The sequence below is a fragment of the Granulicella sp. 5B5 genome (genome assembly GCF_014083945.1).
Lineage (GTDB): Bacteria > Acidobacteriota > Terriglobia > Terriglobales > Acidobacteriaceae > Granulicella.
Map to the genome: position 1 here is coordinate 2,266,554 of NZ_CP046444.1, position 18,816 is coordinate 2,285,369.

The following is an 18,816-nucleotide window of genomic DNA, read 5'->3' on the forward strand; positions in this document are numbered from 1 at the left end:
GAAGCAGGTTCCTCGCTGCGCTCGGAATGACAGAAAGAAAAGCAAAAGCAACGGCAAGAGCGATCTAGTTGGTGGGTTCGGTGGCCCAGTGTTGGGAGCGGCTGACGGCTTCTTTCCAGCGGGTGAGCTGGGTGGTGCGCTCGGTGGTGGAGATGGCGGGGGTGAAGGATTCGCCGCGAGTCCAGAGGGACTCGAGTTCGGAGACGGAGCTCCAGAAGCCGGAGCCAAGGCCGGCGAGGTAGGCGGCGCCCATGACGGTGGACTCGGGTGTGCCGGAGCGGACGACGGGGGTGCCGAGGAGGTCCGCCTGCATCTGCATGAGGAGGTGGTTGGCGGAGGCGCCGCCGTCGACGCGGAGCTCGGGGATGGCGATGGCGGAGTCGGCCTGCATGGCGGTGAGGATGTCGGTGACCTGGAGGGCGATGCCTTCGAGAGTGGCGCGGGCGATGTGGGCGCGGGTGGTGCCGCGGGTGAGGCCGAGGATGAGGCCACGCGCGTCGGCGTCCCAGTAGGGCGCGCCGAGGCCGGAGAGTGAGGGGACGAAGTAGACGCCACCGCTGTCGGGCACGGAGGCGGCGAGGGGTTCGACCTCGGCGGAGGAGCCGATGATGCCGAGGCCGTCGCGGAGCCACTGCACGGCGGCTCCGGCGATGAAGACGCTGCCTTCGAGCGCGTACTGTGCGGGCTGGCCGGCGAGCTGCCAGGCGATGGTGGTGAGCAGGCGGTTGGTGGAGGCGACGGGTTTCTCACCTGTCTGCATGAGCATGAAACAGCCGGTGCCATAGGTGTTTTTGACCATGCCGGGATGCAGGCACATCTGGCCGAAGAGCGCGGCCTGCTGGTCGCCGGCGATGCCGCAGATGGGGACGTTGGGCAGGAGGTCTCCGAGGGTGGCGCAGGGGCCGCTGGAGGGGACGACGGTGGGCATGAGGCTGCGCGGGATGTCGAAGATGCGGAGGAGCTCGTCGTCCCAGTCGAGGGTGTGGATGTTGAAGAGGAGCGTGCGGGAGGCGTTGGTGACGTCGGTGACGTGGGTTGGCCCACCTTTCTGGTTCCGGGTGAGTTTCCAGATGAGCCAGGAGTCGACGGTGCCGAAGGCGAGCTGACCGGACTCGGCTTTGGCGCGGGCGCCTTCGACGTTGTCGAGGAGCCAGCGGATCTTGCTGGCGGAGAAGTAGGCGTCGAAGATGAGGCCGGTTTTTTGCTGGAAGAGAGGCTCGTGGCCGGCGGCGCGGAGCTGGTCGCAGAGTGGGGCGCTGCGGCGGTCCTGCCAGACGAGGGCGTTGTGGATGGGATGGCCGGTGGAGCGGTCCCAGAGGATGGTGGTCTCGCGCTGGTTGGTGATGCCGACGGCGGCGATGTCGGCGGCGGTGAGCTGGAGCTGGGCCATGACGTCGCGGACGGCGGCGAGCTGGGTGGACCAGATGGTTTCGGGGTCCTGCTCGACCCAGCCGGGCTGCGGGTAGATCTGGGGGAGCTCGCGCTGGGCTGTGGCGAGGATGCGGGCGTCGGTGCCGATGAGAACGGCGCGGGAGCTGCTGGTGCCCTGATCGAGTGCGAGGATGACGCTCATAGATGGGAGTCTTTCTGGTTGCATGTGCCGCCGGCAAGACGATTGTAGGTGAGGAGCGCGCGCGATGGCTTCATAGAATGTAAGCCTTTACATAGAGGGGATTTTGGCGTTTAGTATGGAGTGCTGTCAAGCTGGCAAATTCGCCGCAACGAGATGATTTCGGGCGCGGGCCCGTGTGGAGACGATGGATGCAACGACGTGAATTTATCAAGATGAGCGGGGCGGTTGTGGCGGCCTCGGCGATGACGGGTGTTTCGGGGTTTGGGCAGGAAGCGCGCGGCGAGGGGCGCATGGTGCTGCCGATGAACCGCAAGTGGCGGTACAAGGCGGAGAAGGTCGCGGGCGCGCATGAGGTTGCGTTCAACGATGCGGGGTTTGAGACGGTGGTGATTCCGCATAGCAATATACGGATGCCTTGGCACAGCTTTGACGACAAGGACTATGAGTTTGTGTCGACGTACCGGCGGCGGTTTCGGGTGCCGGCGGCGGCGAAAGGTAAGCGCGTGTTTGTGGACTTCGAGGGCGCGATGACGGCGTCGACGGTGTGGATCAACGGGGCTCCGCTGGGCGAGTACAAGGGCGGGTTTACGCCGTTCAGCTTCGAGCTGACGGACCATGTGAAGCATGATGCGGAGAATGTGCTGGTGGTGTCGTTGGACTCGACGGAACGGCCGGACATTCCGCCGTTTGGGTATGAGATCGACTACATGACGTTTGGGGGGATCTATCGGGAGGTGGCGCTGCGGGTGGTGCCGGAGACGTATATCGACAATATCCATGCGCGTCCGAAGGATGTGCTGAGCGGGAAGCCGACGCTGGATGTAGATGTGTTTCTGGCAGGGCAGACGAGCGACGACCTGGAGCTGGCGTTTGAGCTGCGCGACGGCGAGCGCGTGGTGAGCAAAGGGACGACGCGCGCGAAGGTGACGGGTGGGGCTGATCCGAATGCGGCGATGGACCCGGACAATGGCGCGCCGGTGTATGCGAGCACGGAGACGACGCAGGACCCGGCGAAGGTGACGGTGACGCTGACGGATCTTGGTGATGTGAAGCTGTGGGAGCTGGAAAAGCCGCAGCTCTATACGGTGCATGTGGCTTTGCTGAAGGGTGGGAAGCGGGTAGATGAGGAGTCGCGGCGGACCGGGTTCCGCGAGGCGACGTTCACGGACCATGGCTTTGAGCTGAATGGGAAGATTGTGAAGCTGCGCGGGCTGGACCGGCACCAGACGTTTCCGTTTGTGGGGCAGGCGATGCCGGCGCGCGTGCAGCGCAAGGATGCGGATGTGCTGCGCTATGGGCTGCACTGCAATATTGTGCGGACTTCTCACTACCCACAATCCAGACATTTTTTAGACCGCTGCGATGAGATTGGGCTGCTGGTGCTGGAGGAGATTCCGGGATGGCAGCACATTGGGCCGGAGCCGTGGAAGCAGGTTGCGATCGACAACGTGGGACGCATGGTGCGGCGCGACTGGAACCACCCTTCGATCATTCTGTGGGGCGTGCGCATCAATGAGTCGCAGGATGATCACAGCTTCTACACACGGACGAATGCGCTGGCGCATGCGCTGGATACGACGCGGCAGACGGGGGGGATTCGCAACTTCGAAAAGTCGGAGCTGCTGGAGGATGTGTTCACCATCAATGACTTCGGGTTCCCGCTGCGGAAGCCGAACCATCCGCGGTATTTGAACACGGAGTTTGTGGGGCACACGTTTCCGACGAAGACGACGGACGATGATGAGCGGCAGAGGGAACATACGCTGCGCCATGCGAGGATTCATAACCAGCTGGCTAGCGATCCACAGTACGCGGGCGGCATCGGGTGGTGCGCGTTCGACTACAACACGCACTCGAACTTTGGTGCGGGCGATCGCATCTGCTATCACGGCGTGACGGACATCTTCCGGGAGAGCAAGCCAGCGGGGGGTTTCTATAAGAGCCAGTGCGAGCCGAGCGAAGAGGTGGTGATTGAGCCGGCGTTTCACTGGGCGAACAGCGATGAGTCGGTCGGGTTCAGCAAGATGGTGGTGTGCTCGAACTGCGAGCAACTGAAGTTTTATGTGCGCGAGGGCAGCGTGGAGAGCAAGCCCTGGGTGCTGGTGGGGACGGTCGATCCGGACCACGAGGAGTTTGAACACCTGAAGTATCCGCCGTTTGTGGTGGAGAAGAACAAGCTGGACTGGAAGCAGATGTCGTTCCATTGGGGCGATTTGCGGATCGATGGATTGATCGGCGGGAAGGTTGTGGGGTCGAAGTCGCTGTCGGGCAGCGGTGTGGACCGCAAGTTTGCGCTGCTGCCGGATGATACGGAGTTGAAGGCCGATGGTGCGGACTCGACGCGCGTGGTGCTGCGTGTGACGGATGAGTTTGGCGCTACGCGCACGTATGCCAACGATCCGATTGTGTTCACGCTGGAAGGGCCTGCGGAGTTGATTGGCGATAATCCGTTTGCGCTGATTGGCGGCACGGGTGCGGTGTGGATTCGAGCGAAGGAGACAGTGGGTGTGGTGCGGTTGACGGCGAAGCATCCGCGGTTGGGGACGAAGAGCGTGGAGATCAAGTTGACGAGTGCGCCGGCGGAGGTGGTGTAGAGAGGGTTTGGGTGTGGGAAGATCCGTCACCCCACTCATGACGATGGAGCTGTCATGAATGGGGCACCCAACGCGTTTGGGCCTGTTGGTTACTGGGCGTCGAAGCGGAAGGCGGCGGCCTGGAAGTCGCCTTTTAGTTCTACGTCGAGGCCGTGGGACATCCAGTAGCTGCCGGTGGCGGTGGTAGGGGTGTCTGTGGCGAGCTTGCCGGAGATGGAGGTGACTCTGTAGCTGGTGTTGGGATTGAGGCCACGCAGGAAGACTCGGGGGTAGGGGTAGTTCATGGTGCTGGAGTGCAAGAAGGTGAAGAGTGCGGCCTGCTTTTTGTCGAGCGAGACGGACTCGGTGACGGAGGTCTCGCTGCCGTTGCGTGGAGAGACAAGGCGGTAGAGCGAGCCGTGCTGGACGGTTTCGCGGATGCCCTTGTAGGCGGCGATGAGGTCTTTGGCGGTGGCGAAGTCTTCGGGTGTCCACTTGTTGAGGTTGGCGCCGACGCCGAGGGAGCCCTGCATGGACGAGAGGAAGCGGTAGGTGACCGAGGTGGTGCGGTTGTTGGCCCAGCCGGGCGAGTCGGTGACCCAGGCCATCATGACGCCGGGGGTGTAGGCGTAGGTGAAGCCGTCCTGGATGCTGAGGCGGTCGAAGGGGTCGGTGTTGTCGGAGGGCCAGACCTCGTCGGTGTAGTGCATGATGCCGAGGTCGACGCGGCCGCCGCCGCCGGAGCAGGACTCTATCTCGAGTTTGGGGTACTTGGCGCGGAGGTCGTGGAGGATGCTGTAGAGGTTGCGGGTGTAGGCGACGTAGACCTTCTTCTGCTCGTCGGGCGCGACGGCGGGCCAGCCGGGCTCGGTCCAGTTGCGGTTGTAGTCCCACTTGAGGAAGGCGATGTCGTTGTGGGCGAGGAGGTCGTCGAGGAAGTGGAAGACGTAGTCGCGGACGTCTGGGCGGGCGAGGTTGAGGACGAGCTGGTTGCGCTCCTGGGTGCGTGGGCGGCCGGTGAAGTTGAGGACCCAGTCGGGGTGCTTGCGGTAGAGGTCGCTGTCGGGGTTGACCATCTCGGGCTCGACCCAGAGGCCGAAGTCCATGCCGAGGGAGTGGACCTTGTCGATGAGCGGCTTGAGGCCGTGGGGGAACTTTTGCGGGTTGACGTACCAGTCGCCGAGGCCGGCGTGGTCGTCCTTGCGCTGGCCGAACCAGCCGTCGTCCATGACGAAGCGCTCGATGCCGATGGAGGCGGCCTTTTCGGCGAGGGCTTCCTGGCCGGCTTCGTCGACGTGGAAGGTGGTGGCCTCCCATGAGTTGTAGAGGACGGGGCGTGGGTTGGGGGACTGCGGCAGGATTTTGGTGAGCTCAAAGCGGTGGAGAAGACGGGAGGCGCCGCCGAGGCCGTGGTCCGAGTAACCGCCGTAGAAGACGGGTGTTTCAAGCGACTGGCTGGGTGCGAGCTTATAGCTGAAGTCGAAGGGGTTGAAGCCGCCGGTGACGCGGACCTGCTGGAGCTGGTCCTGCTCGACGGTGATGCGCCAGGAGCCGCTCCAGGCGAGGGCACCGAACCAGACGTCGCCGGTGTCTTCATCGGTCGAGGGGCCGCGCTCTATCGCAAACCAAGGGTTGTTCTGGTGGCCGGTGGAGCCGCGCGTGGACTGGAGGACGGTTTCGCCGGGGCGGATGAGCTGCTGCTGGAGTTGGTCTTCGCCAGCCCAACGGCCGGTGAGGTAGTTGAGGGTGTAGTTGGTGCCGCGCGGGAGGTTCCAGGTGGCGGCGGCGGCCTGCTCGATCATGACCGGTGCGGTGGCCTTGTTGGTGATGATGGCGGAGCGGCCGAGGATTCCGGTGGCGGGGTCGACGGTATAGCGGAGCTCGACGAAGAGGTCGCGCTCGATGTCTTTGGTGACGATGGTTAGGGTGTCGCCTTCGATGTGGTGCGAGACGTAGTGGAGGACGAGGTCGCGGTTGCCGTCGGGAAAGGTGACTTTGAGGGCGGGTTCGAGGTAGAGCTGGCCGCCCCAGCCTTTGTACTCGCCTTGCGTGACGGTGCCGGGGCCGTCGAAGGAGGCGACCTCGGGGAGTGTGTGGGCGGCGGGCAGGGAGTCGGTGGCGGCGATAGAGCGGCCCCAGAAGAGCGGCTGGAGCTCGTCGACGTTGTTGACGCCGAAGGCGTAGGTGGTGCCGGCGGCGTCGATGCGGAAGACCTTAGTGGCGGCGTCAAAGTGGATGGTGTTGCTGTCCTGCGCGGTGAGGCTGAGGGGAAGAGCTAGGAGCGAGGCGAGGACGAGACTATGCAGGCTGCGGTGGAGTGAGCGTGTCACGAGGCTTCCTTTGGAGTGCGAGGCGATGCAGAGTGGGGCAGGCTTCGTTGCGCGGAGGCTACTTCTTTTTGCGGACGGGGCCGGTCGACTTGCGGGCGACGAAGCTGGGAAGGACGAGGTACTCCTTGCCGGGGACCGGTTTGGGGATGTCGGCCTGCATGGCGCTGAGGAGGGCGTTGAAGGCATACTTGGCGATCTCGGAGCGAGGCAGGCGGACGGTGGAGAGCGGCGGCATGGTGAAGGCGCTGAGCTGGATGTCGTCGAAGCCGACGACGGAGATGTCGTCGGGGACGCGGAGACCGGCCTCGGTGATGGCACCCATGGCGCCGATGGCGGTGAGGTCGTTGGAGGCGAGCACGGCGGTTGGTTTGGCGCCGGAGTGCAGGATGCGCCGCATGGCTTCGTGGCCGCCATCGACCCGGTGATTGCCCTCTTCGATGAGGTGCGGGTTGTGGTCGAGGTGGTCGCGGGCGGTGCTCTCCATGAATGCCTTGTAGCGGACGCGCGCGGAGGCGAGGCGCATGGGGCCGCTGATGAAGGCGATGCGGCGGTGGCCGAGCTTGATGAGGTGGTCGACGGCGGCGTCGATGCCGGCGGCGTAGTCGATGCGGACGCAGCTGACGCCGGGGCCAGGGTCGGCGGAGTCGAGGAAGACGAGCGGGATGTGGCGGCGGCTGAAGTCGGCGACGAGGCCTTCGTCCATCTCGGAGGTGATGACGGCGACGCCATCGACCTTGCGCTGCAACATGCGGCGGACGCAGAGCTTCATGCGCTCGGGGTCGTAGTTGGTGTTGGCGATGAGGACCTCCTGCCCGTTGGCGACGGCGAAGTCTTCGAAGGACTTGACCAGCTCGGGGAAGAAGGGGTTGGTGATGTCGGAGATGATGAGGCCGAAGAGGTTGCTGCGGCCGGAACCGAGGGCGCGAGCGTTGGTGTCGGGGTAGAAGTTGAGCTCTTCGATGGACTTGAGGACGCGCTCGGCGGTGCGCGGGCTGACCTTAGCCGAACCGTTGATGGTGCGGGAGACGGTGGCGGTGGATACGTTCGCGCGCTTCGCTACAGCCTTGATATTCATAGGAGGATGTTAAACACCCCGAAGTATAGCCGTGGAGCCGCCGTTGATGTAAAGGCTTACATCAATATAGAGCATTCAGTGTGGTTCCGCGAGGCGGATTGCGGTCGCCCGTTTGAGGCGCTGCTGCGCGGCGCATCCTAGTTGTCATTCAACGGATGCCAGTCAGCGGATGCCAATCTGCGGATTGCCAATCAACGAAGGAGCGCGTCGGCTGCCCAGAGGACGGGGGCTTGCCCATGGAAGTCGCCGGCGCGGCGCTTGCGGGCGAGATAGTATGCGAGGCTGTTCTGCTTGCTGGTGCCTTCGCAGACGTTGGTGACATCGTTGTTCTGATCGATGTAGCCGACGACGGCGATCCAGCCACGGCGGGCGGCGGGGCCGTAGGTGGGGGCGTCAAGCCAGCCGTGTTTGACGCCGGTGATGAGGGCGAAGGTGAACATGGCGGAGCCGGAGGTTTCGGGCCAGGACTCGTCGCGGTCGATGAGTTGGCCCCAGGAGCCGTCCTTGCGCTGGTACTTGAGAAGTGAGGCCATCATCTTGCGATAGCCGGCCATGATGCGCGGGCGCAGCGGGTGGTCGGTGGGGAGCGTGCTGAGCATCTCGGCCATGCCTGCTGCAACCCAGCCGTCGCCACGGCCCCAGTAGAACGGGACGTCCGGTGCGTGATAGAAGAGGCCGTTGGGCTGCTGGAGCTGATCGAGATAGGCGACCATCTCCTTCGCGTCGCGGTCGAGGTATTTCTTGTCGCCGGTGGCGCGGTAGGCCTCAAGCTGCAGCATCGTCAACATGTACATGTCGTCGATCCAGAAGCGGGTTTCGGCGGAGAGGCCGTCGGGGCGTGGGTTTTCCCACTGGCGGTCGGCCCAGTAGACGCCGTCGGTGAGGTATTTGGGGTCCTTGGTCTCGATGGCGATCTCGAGGGGGACGACGCCGAAGATGGAGTCGTCGACGTGGTGGCGCTTGGGGATGCGATCGGCTTCGGCTCCGCCGGGGAGCAATGGCTCAAAGCGGTGGATGAGCTCTGTCTGCAGGGCGCTGTCGTGGGTGAGCCGCGAGAACTGCAGGGCACCGTACCAGGTTGCGACCTCAGAGTAGTGGATGGTTGCGGTGTACTGATGCGGGCTCGGGACGAAGTGCTCGGCGAGCTTCTTGCCGACCTCCTGCGGTGAGGTGCCAGCGGGCCAGTTGCTGAAGTAGTCTTCAGCTTTTTGAGCTGTGGCGGCGGCCACGCAGATGGTGATGGCAGCCCATACGGTGAGGCGGGAGAGTGTCCGCAGAGTGTGGCGAGTGGCAGTAGTCATCTTCACGCGAAATCCTCGCTCTCGTTGGCCGCGGAGTGCTGAAATGCAGAGGACAGTGCAGTGAGCGGCGGCAACGAGTTCGACTAAAGGTATTTACTTAGGCGCTAACTATATACCGCGAAGAAAACCGTTGGCGAGAGGTGTGCGCGACTAGCTGAAGCGCGTTTGCCGCCACAGCGCACAGCCGCCGCCGAGCAGAGCTGCGAGAAGAACGACGCATAGAGCGGCGACCCAATGCAGGTTCATCTGCAATGGAGGAACGAAGGCCTTTGATGCGAGCCAGATGAAGAGGCCCGTGGCGGAAGCGACGATGAGGACGTCCCACCAGCGGCGTCGCTGCTCGCGGGTGCCGAACTCGTCGCCGCTCTGCGCGAGCAGGACCTCGCGGTATTCGAGGCCGTAGCGTTCGCACTCACGTTCGAGGGCTTCATTGCGAGAGAGGTGTTCGCGTGTGGAGGCGACGGCGGTGCTGATGGCGAGAGCACCGAGGATCATGAGGATAGAGCCGCCGAGGACGAGGGCGCGATGGGTGTGATCGGCGGTGGCCAGTTCGCCGAAGACGAGAGCGCCCCAGGCCAGTCCCCAGAGCTGGTTGGTGTTGGAGAGCGGGATGCCGCGACCGATGCCGAGGTACTTGGTGGCGAATTGCTGGAAGAGGTCTCCGACGACCCAGATGAAGCCGCCTAGGAAGAGCCAGAAGAGCAGATGCTGATTGCGCGTGAGTTGGAAGGCAGAGGAGTGGGCACCGCCGTCGAGTGTCCAGGTGAGGAGGAACATCATGCCGAGCTCGCCGACGGTGAAGGCGGTGACGAAGGAGAGCGGGTTCATGCCGCTGAGATAGGCCTTGCGGTAGGGGACGTACATGGTGCCCCACATGAGGCTGGCGCCGGCTGCGGCGATGAGGCCTCGCCAGGCGTGAGGGGAGGTGGTGGAGCCGCCGTGGATGGTGCTGAAGCCGAGCATGATGGCCGCGATGACGATGAGCACTGTCCCGAGGATGACTTTGAGGAGATTCTTTGGGCCTGCGCCTTTGAGCTCGCGGAAGAGGAGGCGCGCCCAAAGGAGACCGATGAGTGAGTTGGTGTTCCAGAGAGGGAAGGCGGTGGCGAGACCGACGTCCCGGATGGCGAAGACGGTGAGGGTATTGGCGACGGCCCACAATGCTCCAGCGAGGACCGCCCAGACGATGAGGTGTTTGCGTGCGAAGAGGTCGGCGAAGACGTAGGTGGTGCCTTTGAGGAGCGTGGGGAATGTCCAGCGGGCAGCGAAGACGCCGGCGACCATGTAAAGGGAGATGGCGAACGGCGAGAGGCCCGCGTCGACCAGCTTGGTGGGGGCTTCCGCGGCGCCGAGCCAGACGCCGGCGGCGAGCCCGCAGAGTACGCCCAGCGCGTGCAGAGAGCCGGTGGTGGCTACCTTGCGGGGTGTTGAGGTGATTGGGCTTTCCGTCGCCATGCCGTCTCCGAGGTTTGCTGCGCGCAGGGCTGCACTTAGTGGAGCAGAATCAGCAGAACGATGCCTGCGATTAGGACAAGGGCAGGGACCCAGAACTGGATATCGGTGAGGATTGCCTTGATCGTTTGCGGCCTGTTTTGTTGCGCCATGTGTTTACTCCCGCAGATGTCGATTGCACGCCTGAATATACATGCTGAGGGGCAGATGCTGTCCGGGTACCGTAGTGGCTCCGCAGGGCGCGTGTCAACTGATTGAAAAGGGATGTAAGCGGTTGCGCATCGTCGCATAAAGCTGGTATTTCTTAGCGCGAGGATAGTGAGTGACTGCCGCTATCGTCTCCACCTCCCCGATGTAAGGAGACAGCCATGAATACGCCGACGACTCTGCTACAGCAACCGTTGCACGATCTGGATGAATGGGACGACTTTCTTGCCGGACGTTACAAGGAAGGCAAGAGCGAGGCGGAGTTTCGCCAGTACGATGCGGAGGCGACGCCGGGCGTGGCGGAATTCTATCGGCAGAACCACGAGAACATGACCGTCGAGTACGTGCTGGCGAAGGAGAAGGAGTACTTCAGCCTGCGGAAAGGGCAGAAGACGATCTGGGAGGCGGCGGAGTTTCTGAATACGCTGGTGGATGACAGCGATCCGGATACGGACCTGACGCAGATTGAGCACCTGCTGCAGACCTCGGAGGCGATGCGCCACGACGGACAGCCACGGTGGATGGTGCTGACGGGGTTTATCCATGACCTGGGCAAGTGTCTTTGCCTGTATGGGGAGCCGCAGTGGGGCGTGGTGGGTGACACGTTTCCTGTGGGTTGTGCGTGGTCCAGGGATATCGTGTTTCCTGAGTATTTTGCGAAGAACCCTGACCGCAATGTGCCGGAGTATCAGACGCGGTACGGCATCTACGAGCCGAACTGCGGGCTGGAGAACGTGCATATGTCGTTTGGGCATGATGGGTATATCGCCGAGGTGATGAAGCCGTATCTGCGCGATGAGTCGCTGTATATGCTGCGGTTCCACTCGTTCTATCCGTGGCACAAGCATGGGGCGTATGACCATCTGTGCACTGACAAGGACCGGTCGATGCTGGAGTGGGTGCTGAAGTTCAACCAGTACGACCTGTACTCGAAGGGGCACACGAAGCCGGACATGAAAGAGTTGAAGCCGTATTACGACGAGCTGTTTGCGGAGTTTCTGCCGGCGACGATTGCCTGGTAGTTGCGCCGACGGTTGTTCCAGACCTGCGATGCTGCGAAGATTGTGGCAAACAGGTTGAGGGACGATGCGGATAGCGATCGATACAGGCGGAACGTTTACGGACATCGTGTATCTGCACGAGGGGCGGCTGGCGGTGCTGAAGGTGCTGTCGACGCCAGCCGATCCGGGCAGAGCTGTGATGGCCGGGTTGGCACAGCTGACGCCTGGAAGTGGCGTGGTGGTGCGCCATGGAACAACGGTGGCGACGAATGCAATGCTCGAGCGCAAGGGCGCGCGCGTTGCGTTTTTGACGACGAAGGGGTTCGAAGACACGATTGCGATTGGGCGGCAGGCGAGGCCGAAGCTCTATGACTGGAACCAGCCGGTGCCGGAGTGCCTGGTTGCGGCAGAGTGCAGGTTTGGGGTTGCGGAGCGGGTGGGCGCGAGCGGCGAGTTGTTGAAGGCTGTCGATGCTGAAGAGTTGCGTGCGCTTTGCGATGCAATTGCAGCGAGTGGGGTTGAGGCGGTTGCCGTGTCGCTGTTGTTTTCGTTTGCGAATGCGGAGAATGAGCGGAGAGTTGCGGACGCGTTGAAGACGCTGGGTGTGCCGCTGTCGATCTCGTCGAAGATTCTGCCGGAGTTTCGTGAGTTCGAGCGTGCGTCGACGGTGGTTGCGAATGCGTATGTTGCGCCGAAGGTTGGGTCGTACATCAAGGCACTTGCGGAGGATATTGCGCGGGAGTATGCGGGTGGGCGGTTGGAGGTGATGCAGTCATCGGGTGGGATCATCTCGGCGCGGGTTGCGGCGGAGGAGCCGGTGCGGACGATGCTCTCGGGGCCCGCGGGTGGTGTGATCGGGGCGTACAAACTGGCACAGCTTGCGGGTTTCGATCGGATTATCGGGTTTGATATGGGTGGGACTTCGACCGATGTTTGCCTGGTAGACGCGAGTGCAGGCGGGTTGCGGATCAGCAATGAGTCGATGATTACGGGCGTTCCGGTGGGTGTGCCGATGCTGGATATTCATACGGCGGGAGCGGGTGGCGGGTCGATTGCGGAGTTCGATGCGGGCGGACTGCTGCATGTGGGGCCGGAGTCGGCGGGGTCCGATCCGGGGCCGGTGTGCTTTGGGCGTGGGATAAGGCCGACGGTGACGGACGCGAACCTTGTGCTGGGAAGGCTGGATACGAGCCGGTTTCTGGGCGGGACGGTGAGCCTTGATCGTGATCGCGCTGTGGAGTGGATGGAAGAAGCGAAGGGCGAGCTCGCGTCGGTGGAGGCATTTGCGACGGGGATTCTGCGGGTGATTGAGACTTCGATGGAGAAGGCGATTCGCGTGATCTCGGTGGAGCGGGGATATGATCCGCGTGACTTTACGCTGGTGGCGTTTGGCGGTGGCGGGCCGCTGCATGCGTGTGCGCTGGCGCGAGCGTTGCAGGTGCCGCGCGTGCTTGTGCCGGCGCTGCCGGGGGCGTTGTCGGCAGTGGGGATTCTGCTTGCCGATACCGTGCGTGAGTACTCGCGCACGGTGATGCGTGCGAGCGGTGCGGATTTGGAAGATGTGTTTGTTGCGATGGAAGTGGAGGGGCGCGCGGAGTTCAATACGGATGGGCTTGAAGGTGTAGCGTTTCGTTCGGTGGATCTGCGCTATGCGGGGCAGGGGTATGAGTTGAACCTGCCGTATGAGCCGGAGATGCTGGATGCGTTCCATGCGCTGCATAAGAGGCGGTATGGGTTTGCGAACGAGCAGCGTGCGGTGGAGATTGTGAATGTGCGCGTGAGACTGGTGGCTGCTGCGGAGCCGTTTGAGCCGAGTCGCGAGAGCGTTGTTGAGAGCGATGGGGCAGATGCGCTGGCGGGGACGCGTCGGGTGTACTTCGAAGGCGTGCCGCACGAGACGCGACTGTATGAGCGGGCGAAGCTGCATGCGGGCGATACATTTGCAGGGCCGGCGATTGTGAGCGAGTACAGCTCGGCGACGATTCTGCCGCCAGGCGATGTGCTGCGTGTGGATGAGCTGGGAAACCTGGTGATCGAGGTGCATGGATGAATGAGGCCGCGCTGAACGCGATTGAGCTGGCGATTTTTCAGAGCAGCGTCCACTCGATTGCCGAGGAGATGGGAGCTGCGCTGCGGCGGACGGCGATCTCGCCGAACATCAAGGAGCGGCGTGACTATTCGTGCGCACTGTTTGATAGCGAGCGGCGGGTGATTGCGATGGGCGACCACATGCCGGTACACCTGGGGTCGATGCAGCTTTCGGTGGAAGCGGCGGTGGCGCGGCTGACGTTGAAGGAGGGTGATATTGCGATATTGAATGATCCGTATGCGGGTGGCACGCACCTGCCGGACATCACGATGGTGCTGCCGATCTTTGTGGAAGGCGAGACTAGGCCTTCGTTCTATGCGGCGGCGCGCGCGCACCATGCGGATGTTGGCGGTATGTTTGCGGGGTCGATGGGACCGGCGCGCGAGATATGCCAGGAGGGGATTCGGATTCCGCCGGTGCACCTGATGCATGCGGGTGCGATGAACGAGGCGGTGCTGGATTTGATTCTGCATAACGTGCGCACGCCGGGGGAGCGTGAGGGCGATCTTGCGGCGCAGATCGGCGCGTGTCGCGTGGGCGAGCGGCGGTTGAAGGACCTGGTGGCGAAGTATGGGCTGGCGAAGCTGAGGGAGTTGTCGCGCGAGTTGCTGGCCTACTCGGAGCGGCTGATGCGAGCGGAGCTGAGCAAGCTGCCTGCAGGGACGTTTGCGGCGGAGGACTTTATGGACTCCGATGGGATTACGGATGAGCCGATTCGGATTGCGGTGGCGGTAATGCTTGATCCTGTGAACGGTGCGGCTGCGATTGATTTCAGTGGGACGTCGCCGCAGGTGGCGGGGAGTATCAATGCGGTGTATGCGATCACGTACTCGGCTTGCTTCTATGTGTTTCGATGCCTGTTGGGCGATGCGGCACCGGCGACGGCTGGGTTGATGCAGTCGATTGCGGTGAGCGCGCCGGTGGGGTCGTTTGTGAATGCGCGGATGCCGGCGGCGGTTGCGGGAGGTAATGTTGAGGCGAGTCAGAGAATCGTAGATGTGTTGCTGAAGGCGTTGGCGAAGGCTGCGCCTGAGCGGGTTCCGGCGGCTAGTTATGGCTCGATGAGCAACCTTACGATTGGTGGGTGGGACACGCGCAAGGACGCGCCGTTTACTTATTATGAGACGACGGCAGGCGGGATGGGCGCGCGGCCGGGGTTGGATGGGATATCTGGGATTCACTGCCATATGACGAATTCGTTGAATACTCCGATTGAGGCGCTGGAGTATGCGTATCCGTTTCGGGTGCGGTCGTATGGGTATCGCAAAGGCTCGGGTGGTACGGGTGAGTTTGTGGGTGGTGATGGGCTAGTGCGCGAGATTGAGCTGCTGGATGATGCGCAGGTGACGCTGCTGTGCGATCGGCAGAGGTTCCAGCCGTATGGGCTGAGTGGTGGTGATGGCGGCGCGGTGGGGCTGGTGCGGTTAGAGCATCCGGATGGCAGTGCGGAGGTGCTGCCAGGCAAGTGCAGCGTCCATGCGAAGCGCGGTGATGTGATCCATATGGAGACGCCGGGTGGTGGTGGTTGGGGCGATTCTGCGAAGCGGGTGAAGGATGGGACGCGGTGAGCGGCGAGGCGGGCGCTACGACTGACGGCGGGTTGTGGATCGGGCAGCTAGATGGGGCTGAACGCTCTGCGCTGGTGGGTACGTTTGCAGGGTGGATGCTCGATGGGCTGGACGTGATGATCTACAGCTTTGTGCTGCCGAGCCTGATTGCGTTGTGGCAGATGAGCAAGGGTGAAGCGGGGTTGCTGGGGACTTCGGCACTGCTGCTGTCGTCGCTGGGTGGATGGATTGCGGGGGTTGCGGCGGACAGGTTTGGGCGTGTGCGAGTGCTGCAACTGACGATCGTCTGGTTTGCGGTGTTCACGTTTTTGAGTGGGTTTGCGCAGAACTTTGAGCAGCTGCTGGTGCTGCGTGGACTGCAGGGGCTGGGGTTTGGAGGTGAGTGGGCTGTTGGCTCCGTGCTGATCGGAGAAGCGATACGGCCGCGGTTTCGTGGGCGCGCGGTGGGAACGGTGCAGAGCGGATGGGCGATTGGGTGGGGCATTGCTGCGGCCTGCTACACGGTGTTCTTTGCGGTGATGCCGCAGCATATTGCGTGGCGTGCGATGTTCTGGGTCGGGCTGATTCCTGCGGGGCTGGCGGTGTATGTGCGCAGGCATGTGAAGGAGCCGGAGCTGCATGTGAAGACAATGGCCGCGCCGCGGAAGAGTGTGCTGGAGATCTTCTCGGTGGGGATGCTGCGGACGACGCTGCTGGCGTCGCTGGTGGCGTTGGGGGCTCAGGGTGGGTACTACGCGATCAATACGTGGCTGCCGCTGTACCTGAATGCGCGTGGGCTTTCGGTGACGCACACGGGGATGTACCTGATGGTGGTGATTGGCGGGTCGTTTGCCGGGTATCTGGTGAGCGCGCATCTGGCGGACAAGCTGGGTCGCAGAGTGACACTGGTGCTGTTTGCGGTGGGCGCGTTTGTGACGGTGTTCTTCTACACGGCGTTTCCGATTGGCGACCGCGCTACGCTGCTGCTCGGGTTTCCGCTGGGGTTCTTTCCTTCGGGGTCGTTCAGCCCGATGGGCGCGTTTTTTACGGAGCTGTTTCCGACTTCGGTGCGTGGATCGGGGCAGGGGTTTTCGTACAACCTGGGGCGCGGCGTGGGAGCAGTGTTCCCGACGCTCGTGGGGTACTTCAGTGTGCGGATGAAGCTGGGGCACGCGATTGCGTTGTTCGCAATCTGCGCGTACCTGCTGATGATTGTGGGCGTGCTGCTGCTGCCGGAGACGCGCGAGGCGGAACTGCGTTAGGCAGCCGGTTCGGGTTTGCAGAACCAGCCGAGCTCGGCGGCGTGCGCGAAGGTCTCCTGGATCTTTGCGGCCTGCTGCCCAGGAGTGAGGCGGCTGCGGTGGAAGGCTTTGCTGAGGGCCTCGCCGAGTGTTTCGCCATCGCGAAGGGCAGTGAGGATGGCGCTGGCTTCGCGCTCGATGCGGCGGTAGTAGACGATGTCGTCGTAGCGATGCACGGCGAGGTAGACGGCTTCGCGCTTCATGGCGGGCAGGCGCATGCGCTTCACTTCTTTGCGTTGCATGGAGGCGTTGCTGGCGACCTCGGTTTCGGGCGCGTCGCGGCGCACGATGAGGACCAGCTCGTCGACTGGATAACGCAGCTGAAGCAGTTGCAGATGCGGCTGAAGCGTGAGGCGCGTGTCAGGGCCGATGGCGTGCAGGTCTTCGGCGGTGAGCGGCGGGTGGCGAAGGCTGTCGAAGGCTTCGACGTAGGCCCACTCGAGCGCGGTGACATCGAGGGAGAGCTGGTGACGGCGACCGGTGAACTCGGGGTGCTCGCGCAGCCAGGTGGGCAGCTTCTTGCCAATGTCGCGGAGCGTCCACGAGGTGGATGGGTTCTCGCGGAGGTAGGCGAGGACGAGCGCGTCGAACTTCTTTTCGCCGAGAAGAGCGTTGAGCGCGGGGAAGTCTTCAGAGACTGCCTCGATAACACGGAACCAGTACTGACGGTTGTAGATCTCGAGGCGCTCGAAGGAGCTGAGGCGATCGTTGGGCTTGATGTAGCTGTCGGCGATCCGGTCGAGCGAGGTGCCGTCTTCGGTGGTCTGCTGCATGTCGAAGTCGTCGGTCAGGGGACGGCGAACGTCCTCGGACATGCGGCGCTGCAGTTCGAGGAGCGTCATGCGAGGACCTCTTCGGGCTGAGCTGCTGCGACCTTCTCGGCAGCGAGTTTTTCGGCTGCTGCTTTGAGGTACTTGTTGGCCTTGAGGGCCTCGTTGTGGACTTCGTCGAAGCTGGGGATGTTGTCGTCCCATTCGAGCAGGGTGGCGGTGGGGCCGATGCGGTCGATGGCGCGGGCGTAGAGGGCCCAGACGGGGTCGAGGACGGGGTGGTCGTGCGTGTCGAGGATGTACTTCTCGAACTTGGAGTGGCCGGCGATGTGGATCTGGGCTACGCGGTCGGCGGGGACGGCGTCGACGTAGACGGCGGGATCGAAGCCGTGGTTCTGCGAGGAGACGTAGATGTTGTTGACGTCGAGGAGGATGCCGCAGTCGGCGGCGTGGACGACCTCGTTGAGGAACTCCCACTCAGTCATTTCGGACTCGTGGTACTCGGCGTAGCTGGAGACGTTCTCGACGGCTATGGGGATTTCGAGGGTGTCCTGCACCTGGCGGATGCGCTCGGCGGTGGTGCGGACGGCCTCGAAGGTGTAGGGCAGCGGCAGGAGGTCGTGGGTGTAGCGGCCGTCGACGGAGCCCCAGCAGAGATGGTCAGAGAGCCAGGGGGTCTTGGTGCGGCGGGTGAGGTCCTTGATGCGGCGGAGATGGTCGCGGTTGAGCTCCTGCGCGGAGCCGAAGTACATGGAGACGCCGTGCTGCACGACGCGGTACTGATCGAGAATCTGGTCGAGGAGGCGAAGCGGACGGCCGTCGTCGATCATGTAGTTCTCGGAGATGATCTCGAACCAGTCGACGACAGGCTTTTTGGAGAAGATGTGATCGTAGTGCGGGACGCGGAGCCCGATGCCGACACCGTAGTCGGTGAAGTTGTTAAAGCGATTGGCGGGCATGGCATCTCCGTAGGCAGGGGAGGGAAACAGGGAGATTGCTGGAGGCTTGAGACGTTCCCAAGCCTCCAACAGAGTAGCTTGTTAGACGGTCTTGGAGGGCTTGGAACCGTCGGTGGCGCAACCGCCCTTGCCCTTGCAGGAGTTCTTGCCGGGGTGCTTGCCGCCGCCCTGACCCTTACAGTCGTTCTTGCCCTTGCAGGAGTGCTTGGGAAGGTTGGTGGTGTCCTGGTGGACGAGTACCACGCCGGCGGCCGGCGCGTTGTTGCTGGCGGAGGTGTTGGCAGTCTGCGCGTGGGCAGCAGCGGCGGTACCACCGAGCAGGCCGGTTACAGCAGCGGCCAGAGCATACGACATTACGGAGCTGGTCTTCATGGAAGTGTCCTTTTCCTTAGGTTGGGCCAGGCGCTGGCCTGGGCGTTGGCGTGGAGACCTTCTCAGCGATGCGAGAGGCGGGTACTCTGTTGTGGCCCGAAGGAGGAGCCTGGAAGAGCGCTCTCTTTCATCCGTTGCCGCGTGTTTGAGGCACGAACTTGGGATTGGTTACAGCGGTCCGCTACAGCCAGAGAGAACAACCTGCGGGGAATTGTAGTCCGCAGCAGGAAATGTATCTACCGGGATACGTGGCGGATGGCGGATCG

Annotated in this window: 14 protein-coding genes; 5 read left to right on the forward strand and 9 right to left on the reverse strand. The window is 63.1% G+C overall.

The features are described 5' to 3' along the window. Positions 1–64: 64 nt before the first annotated feature. A complete protein-coding gene (glpK, locus tag GOB94_RS09515; RefSeq protein ID WP_182275703.1) occupies positions 65–1,573 on the reverse strand; it encodes a glycerol kinase GlpK in 1,509 nt (502 codons plus the stop codon). 188 nt (positions 1,574–1,761) lie between these two features. Between glpK and GOB94_RS09520 the strand changes: the two genes are divergently transcribed. After that, positions 1,762–4,167, forward strand: a complete 2,406-nt coding sequence (locus GOB94_RS09520; protein ID WP_182275704.1) for a glycoside hydrolase family 2 TIM barrel-domain containing protein — start codon at positions 1,762–1,764, stop codon at positions 4,165–4,167. A gap of 89 nt (positions 4,168–4,256) precedes the next feature. On the opposite strand, the gene GOB94_RS09525 is transcribed toward GOB94_RS09520, so the two are convergent. The 5 genes from GOB94_RS09525 to GOB94_RS16695 all read right to left on the reverse strand — a co-directional run bounded on the left by GOB94_RS09525 (position 4,257) and on the right by GOB94_RS16695 (position 10,456). Continuing rightward, a complete protein-coding gene (locus tag GOB94_RS09525) occupies positions 4,257–6,476 on the reverse strand; it encodes an alpha-galactosidase (protein ID WP_182275705.1) in 2,220 nt (739 codons plus the stop codon). Between the two features lie 58 nt (positions 6,477–6,534). Further along, a complete protein-coding gene (locus GOB94_RS09530; protein WP_182275706.1) occupies positions 6,535–7,551 on the reverse strand; it encodes a LacI family DNA-binding transcriptional regulator in 1,017 nt (338 codons plus the stop codon). Positions 7,552–7,742: 191 nt separating this feature from the next. After that, entirely contained in the window at positions 7,743–8,852 is a 1,110-nt protein-coding gene (locus tag GOB94_RS09535; protein WP_182275707.1) for a glycoside hydrolase family 88 protein, read from the reverse strand. A 150-nt stretch (positions 8,853–9,002) separates the two neighbouring features. Further along, positions 9,003–10,307 (reverse strand): GRP family sugar transporter, encoded by a 1,305-nt coding sequence (locus GOB94_RS09540; RefSeq protein WP_182275708.1) that lies wholly within the window; start codon positions 10,305–10,307, stop codon positions 9,003–9,005. A 35-nt stretch (positions 10,308–10,342) separates the two neighbouring features. After that, positions 10,343–10,456, reverse strand: coding sequence for a translocated intimin receptor Tir (locus GOB94_RS16695; protein WP_220464904.1), 114 nt, complete (start codon positions 10,454–10,456; stop codon positions 10,343–10,345). A 216-nt stretch (positions 10,457–10,672) separates the two neighbouring features. On the opposite strand from GOB94_RS16695, the gene GOB94_RS09545 reads away from it, so the two are divergent. The 4 genes from GOB94_RS09545 to GOB94_RS09560 all read left to right on the forward strand — a co-directional run bounded on the left by GOB94_RS09545 (position 10,673) and on the right by GOB94_RS09560 (position 16,410). After that, positions 10,673–11,533 carry an inositol oxygenase family protein gene (locus GOB94_RS09545; protein WP_182275709.1) on the forward strand — a complete coding sequence of 287 codons (861 nt, stop codon included), beginning with the start codon at positions 10,673–10,675 and terminating at the stop codon, positions 11,531–11,533. Between the two features lie 64 nt (positions 11,534–11,597). After that, positions 11,598–13,562, forward strand: a complete 1,965-nt coding sequence (locus tag GOB94_RS09550) for a hydantoinase/oxoprolinase family protein (protein ID WP_182275710.1) — start codon at positions 11,598–11,600, stop codon at positions 13,560–13,562. Beyond that, positions 13,559–15,169, forward strand: coding sequence for a hydantoinase B/oxoprolinase family protein (locus GOB94_RS09555; protein ID WP_182275711.1), 1,611 nt, complete (start codon positions 13,559–13,561; stop codon positions 15,167–15,169). Before GOB94_RS09550 ends, GOB94_RS09555 begins: the two co-directional genes overlap by 4 nt. Beyond that, on the forward strand, positions 15,166–16,410 hold the full coding sequence (locus GOB94_RS09560) for an MFS transporter (protein WP_255483814.1): 1,245 nt from the start codon (positions 15,166–15,168) through the stop codon (positions 16,408–16,410). The genes GOB94_RS09555 and GOB94_RS09560 overlap by 4 nt, the downstream gene beginning before the upstream one ends. On the opposite strand, the gene GOB94_RS09565 is transcribed toward GOB94_RS09560, so the two are convergent. From GOB94_RS09565 to GOB94_RS09575, 3 genes are all read right to left on the reverse strand, one after another. Further along, positions 16,407–17,291, reverse strand: coding sequence for a DNA-binding domain-containing protein (locus GOB94_RS09565; protein ID WP_182275712.1), 885 nt, complete (start codon positions 17,289–17,291; stop codon positions 16,407–16,409). The genes GOB94_RS09560 and GOB94_RS09565 overlap by 4 nt on opposite strands. Continuing rightward, positions 17,288–18,178, reverse strand: coding sequence for a DUF692 domain-containing protein (locus GOB94_RS09570; protein WP_182275713.1), 891 nt, complete (start codon positions 18,176–18,178; stop codon positions 17,288–17,290). The genes GOB94_RS09565 and GOB94_RS09570 overlap by 4 nt, the downstream gene beginning before the upstream one ends. An 81-nt stretch (positions 18,179–18,259) precedes the next feature. Beyond that, positions 18,260–18,550 carry a hypothetical protein gene (locus GOB94_RS09575; protein ID WP_182275714.1) on the reverse strand — a complete coding sequence of 97 codons (291 nt, stop codon included), beginning with the start codon at positions 18,548–18,550 and terminating at the stop codon, positions 18,260–18,262. Between the last annotated feature and the right edge of the window lie 266 nt (positions 18,551–18,816).